Origin of the sequence: Vibrio sp. 10N.222.48.A3, assembly GCF_041475345.1 — a bacterium.
GTDB lineage: Bacteria > Pseudomonadota > Gammaproteobacteria > Enterobacterales > Vibrionaceae > Vibrio > Vibrio tasmaniensis_A.
This window is the reverse complement of the sequence record NZ_JBFRVX010000222.1, coordinates 1-5,257: the sequence shown is the minus strand read 5'-3', so window position 1 is coordinate 5,257 and position 5,257 is coordinate 1. Positions and strand designations below refer to the sequence as shown.

4 protein-coding genes are annotated in these 5,257 nt (G+C 43.9%); 3 read left to right on the top strand and 1 reads right to left on the bottom strand.

From position 1 onward, the window contains the following. A partial coding sequence (gene bamD, locus AB4653_RS07660; RefSeq protein WP_372103742.1) for an outer membrane protein assembly factor BamD occupies positions 1 to 368 on the bottom strand: 368 nt, incomplete at its 3' end. Between the two features lie 137 nt (positions 369 to 505). On the opposite strand from bamD, the gene rluD reads away from it, so the two are divergent. The 3 genes from rluD (at position 506) to clpB (ending at position 4,939) form a co-directional block, all read left to right on the top strand. Continuing rightward, a complete protein-coding gene (gene rluD / locus AB4653_RS07655) occupies positions 506 to 1,480 on the top strand; it encodes a 23S rRNA pseudouridine(1911/1915/1917) synthase RluD (RefSeq protein ID WP_009848467.1) in 975 nt (324 codons plus the stop codon). An 8-nt stretch (positions 1,481 to 1,488) separates the two neighbouring features. After that, a complete protein-coding gene (gene pgeF, locus AB4653_RS07650; protein ID WP_009848468.1) occupies positions 1,489 to 2,223 on the top strand; it encodes a peptidoglycan editing factor PgeF in 735 nt (244 codons plus the stop codon). A 142-nt stretch (positions 2,224 to 2,365) separates the two neighbouring features. Then, positions 2,366 to 4,939: an ATP-dependent chaperone ClpB gene (clpB, locus tag AB4653_RS07645; RefSeq protein ID WP_102258350.1), complete on the top strand. Its 2,574-nt coding sequence runs from the start codon at positions 2,366 to 2,368 to the stop codon at positions 4,937 to 4,939. Positions 4,940 to 5,257: the final 318 nt, after the last annotated feature.

Sequence of the window (5,257 nt, the reverse complement as noted above, 5' to 3'; positions counted from 1 at the left end):
TGCATGAAGTTTCGGTCTTGTGCCATATGCGTTAAACCGCGCATGTAAAGAACCCAATCTTGTTTCTCATGAGTTGGGTTTAAACGTAGGAATCGCGAAATAGTCGCAAGGCCAAGCGCCAAGTCATCATTTTTGTAGTAAGCGTAAATCAGATCCAGTTGTACTTGTTCAGAATAGGCGCCGAATGGGTAACGTGAGTCTAAGGCTTCTAGCTTTTCGATTGCAGAAAGCCAGCTACCACTCTGCAGTGATTCTTGGGCGTCAGAGTAAAGAACCGATGGCGGTACATCCGGTACTATTTCTTCACTACTTGAACAACCAACTAAGAGTGATACGGCTAATAGACCCGTTAAAGTAAGGTGTTTCATGTCAGGCGTCGATTCCTTGAATTAAATATTTCGTAAGCTTCCGTTACTTTCTAACCAGTAACAGATACAATGATGCAATTATTCTATTTTATCCATACTAATGGGTATTAGTCTCACGGTTTTTAAAAAAGTTCGATATGGCTCAGCAGATAACATTAACAGACACAGTAAAAAGCAGCCAGTTAGGTCAACGTTTAGACCAAGCTGTCGCTGAACTATTTACCGATTTTTCTCGCTCTCGTATTAAAGAGTGGCTTCTTGACGGCAAAATCCAAGTGGATGGCGAAGTTATCACTAAACCGCGCACCATAGTTTTGGGCGGTGAAGCGATCATCTTACAAGCAGAGCTTGCGGATGAAGAGCGCTGGGAAGCACAAGATATTCCGTTAGACATTGTCTATGAAGATGATGATTTATTGGTTATCAATAAACCTCGCGATCTGGTTGTACACCCAGGTGCAGGTACGCCGGATGGAACCATACTAAACGCATTGCTTTTCCATTACCCTCAGATTGCTGAAGTACCTCGTGCGGGTATTGTGCACCGTCTTGATAAAGACACAACTGGTCTTATGGTTGTGGCTAAAACGGTTCCAGCTCAAACTCGCCTTGTACGAGCTCTTGCTAAACGTCGTATTACTCGTGAATATGAAGCAATTGCTATTGGTAAAATGACCGCTGGTGGTGTGGTTGAGAAAGGCATTAGCCGTCATGCAACTAAGCGTACGTTAATGGACGTTAATGAACTGGGTAAGCCTGCGGTAACTCACTACCGTGTTGCTGAGCACTTCCGCGAACATACTCGTATTCGTCTGCGCCTAGAAACGGGTCGTACTCACCAAATCCGTGTTCACATGTCATACCTTCAGCACCCGTTGTTAGGTGATATTGCGTACGGTGGTCGTGCACGTATTCCAAAAGGTGCATCTGAAGAGCTAACGACAATGATTCGTTCTTTTGATCGCCAAGCGCTACACGCGGTTATGCTGAAGTTTGTTCACCCGATTACTGGTGAAGAAGTAGAGTTCCACGCACCTGTGCCAAATGACATGGTTGTGATGGCTGAAGCGTTGCGTGTTGATGCTCGCGAAAACATAGAAGACGACATTTAATCGTGTCAATGATCATCCCTGACTGGAATGCACCAAAAAACGTGAAAGCATTTGCTTCGACTCGTTTTGATGGTTGTTCTACAGGTGCTTATCAAGGGTTAAACCTTGGTATGCATGTTGGGGATGATGCTTTACTTGTTGAAAGTAATCGAACATGGCTAAAGCAACAATCTAAGATGCCCACGGCTCCAGTATGGCTAAATCAAACTCACTCAACGGATGTCATTACGGTTTTAGAACCTGTGGCGAATGTGCTTGATGCGGATGGTGCATTTACCACTGCAAAGGGGATTGTGTGTTCTGCGATGACAGCCGATTGCTTACCGGTCATCCTTACCGATACCAAAGGCACTCAAGTTGCTGCCGTTCATGCCGGTTGGCGTGGTCTTGCTGGTGGCATTCTTGAAAATGCCGTAGCAAAGTTTTCAAACCTAGATTCAGATAATCAGATCATTGCTTGGCTTGGCCCTGCTATTGGTAAAGATGCGTTTGAGGTGGGCAACGATGTGTTGGACGCTTTTGTTCGTTTTGACCCTCAAGCGAAATTAGCATTTAAAGCTAAATCTGAACCCGGCAAGTGGTTAGCAAACATGTCTCAACTTGCGACTCAACGATTAATGAAAGTTGGCGTGACTTCGGTGACAGATTCGAATCTATGTACATACGCAGATTCAGATGCTTTCTATTCTTATCGTCGTGATGGTATTACTGGGCGTCAGGCAACATTTATTTGGTTAGAGTAATCTCTGACTAGCATAACCACTCATCCAGTTCATTTATATTTTCATATCAGCTCTATTCTTCATCCTTATCCCTTGAAAATCTGCGTTACCGTATCCATCTTCTAACCATAAGATAAACATATCTAAGAGTAGGAAGGTTGGCATGCGTCTCGATCGATTCACTAGTAAATTCCAAATTGCGATATCTGATGCTCAGTCGCTCGCATTAGGTCGTGATCACCAATATATAGAACCTGTACACCTAATGGTGTCTTTGCTTAATCAAGATGGCAGTGCGATTCGTCCATTGCTCACTATGCTGAATATTGACGTTGTTCAATTGCGTTCTAAATTGAGCGAAATATTAGACAGAGTCCCAAAAGTAAGCGGTATCGGTGGTGATGTTCAGCTTTCTAACGCAATGGGAACGCTATTCAACCTATGTGACAAGGTCGCGCAAAAGCGTCAAGACAGTTATATATCTTCAGAAGTATTCCTACTCGCTGCAATAGAAGACAAAGGATCTCTAGGTAACTTACTTAAAGAGTTAGGCCTTACTGAGCAAAAACTATCTCAAGCTATCGAGCAAGTTCGTGGTGGTCAAAAGGTTGATGACCCGAATGCGGAAGGTAGACGCCAAGCTTTAGAGAAGTTCACCATTGATCTGACCGAGCGAGCAGAGCAAGGCAAGCTAGATCCTGTGATTGGTCGTGATGATGAAATTCGTCGCACGATTCAAGTCCTTCAACGTCGTACTAAGAACAACCCTGTCATTATCGGTCAACCCGGTGTAGGTAAAACTGCGATTGTCGAAGGTTTGGCTCAGCGTATTATCAATAATGAAGTGCCTGAAGGCTTAAGAGGCCGACGAGTGCTTTCATTAGACATGGGCTCATTAGTTGCGGGTGCTAAATATCGTGGTGAATTCGAAGAGCGTCTAAAATCAGTGCTTAATGAATTATCGAAAGAAGAAGGCAATGTCATTCTCTTTATCGATGAAATTCATACTATGGTCGGCGCAGGTAAAGGCGAAGGCTCTATGGATGCGGGTAACATGCTGAAACCAGCATTAGCTCGTGGTGAACTGCATTGTGTCGGCGCAACAACGCTCGATGAATACCGACAATATATAGAGAAAGACCCGGCTTTGGAGCGTCGATTCCAAAAAGTGATCGTGGATGAACCCACCGTTGAAGACACGGTAGCGATTCTTCGTGGTTTGAAAGAGCGCTATGAACTCCACCATCATGTAGAAATTACCGATCCTGCTATCGTAGCGGCGGCAACGCTATCTCACCGATATGTTTCAGATCGTCAGTTACCAGATAAGGCGATTGATCTCATTGATGAAGCGGCTTCGAGTATTCGAATGCAGATAGATTCAAAGCCCGAGTCATTGGATAAGTTAGAGCGCAAAATCATTCAATTGAAGATCGAACAGCAAGCTCTGACGAATGAAAATGATGAGGCCAGTGAAAAGAGGCTTCGTACGTTACAAAGCGAACTTTCTGAGAAAGAACGCGATTTCGCAGAGCTTGAAGAAGTTTGGAACGCTGAAAAAGCGGCGCTGTCTGGTACGCAACATATTAAATCAGAGCTAGAACAAGCTCGAATGGATATGGATTTTGCACGACGCGCTGGTGACCTTAACCGTATGTCTGAATTGCAATATGGTCGAATCCCAGAATTGGAGAAGCAGTTAGATCTCGCGACTCAAGCTGAAATGCAAGAAATGACCTTATTACGTAATAAGGTGACCGACGCTGAGATCGCCGATGTCCTTTCAAAGCAAACCGGTATTCCTGTTTCTAAAATGCTAGAAGCGGAAAAGGAGAAGCTTCTGAAAATGGAAGGTGTTCTGCATAAGCGGGTTATCGGTCAAGCGGAAGCGGTCGAAGTGGTATCGAATGCGATTCGTCGTAGCCGTGCTGGTTTGTCTGATCCGAATAAGCCGATTGGTTCGTTCTTGTTCTTAGGGCCAACAGGTGTCGGTAAAACCGAACTGTGTAAAACATTAGCTAACTTTATGTTCGATAGTGAAGATGCGATGGTGCGTATCGATATGTCTGAGTTTATGGAAAAACATTCTGTCGCTCGTTTAGTTGGTGCGCCCCCTGGTTATGTGGGCTATGAAGAAGGTGGGTACTTAACCGAAGCTGTTCGTCGAAAACCTTATTCTGTCATTCTGCTTGATGAGGTAGAGAAAGCTCACCCAGATGTTTTCAATATTCTATTGCAGGTTTTAGATGATGGACGATTAACTGACGGACAAGGTCGCACGGTCGATTTTAGAAATACCGTGGTAATCATGACATCGAACCTAGGTTCAACTCGTATTCAAGAGAACTTTAATACATTGGATTACCAAGGCATTAAAAATGAGGTTATGGAAGTGGTGGGTAAACATTTCCGACCTGAGTTTTTGAATCGAGTTGATGAAAGCGTTGTGTTCCATCCATTAGGCCAAGAGCACATTGAGTCAATTGCCGCTATTCAGCTTGAGCACTTGAAAAAGCGAATGGAAGACAATGGTTATGAGCTTGAAGTATCGGATAAAGCACTGAGGCTGATTTCTAAAGTCGGTTTTGATCCTGTATATGGTGCGAGGCCTCTTAAAAGAGCAATTCAGCAGAGTGTTGAGAACCCATTAGCGAAAGCGATACTTGCGGGGAAAATCAATCCGGATAAGAAAGTGCAGCTATTAGTGAATAACGACCGAATTATTGCTCACCAATAATCAAGGTAAGAACGATAGGTACGATTAGTCGAAATTAAGACGCAATCGTACCTATTTTGAACGCTTTGAGTGAATAGTGTCCGAACGATCGCCTGTGGCGATTTTTTTCTGTTTTTGGTCTTGTGCAAAGGGGGATTCTCTCTATAATGCGCCTCCGTTGCTAGGGATAACCAAGCGGTTTGAACTAAGTAACGAGACGACATTAAGCATTTAAGATGCTTTGAAAAATTAGCTGGAAAAAGTGTTTGACACTGGAACCCAATTCGCTAGAATGGCCGTCCACTTAGAGATGCTCCTTACTAAAAGGAACGCTCAACA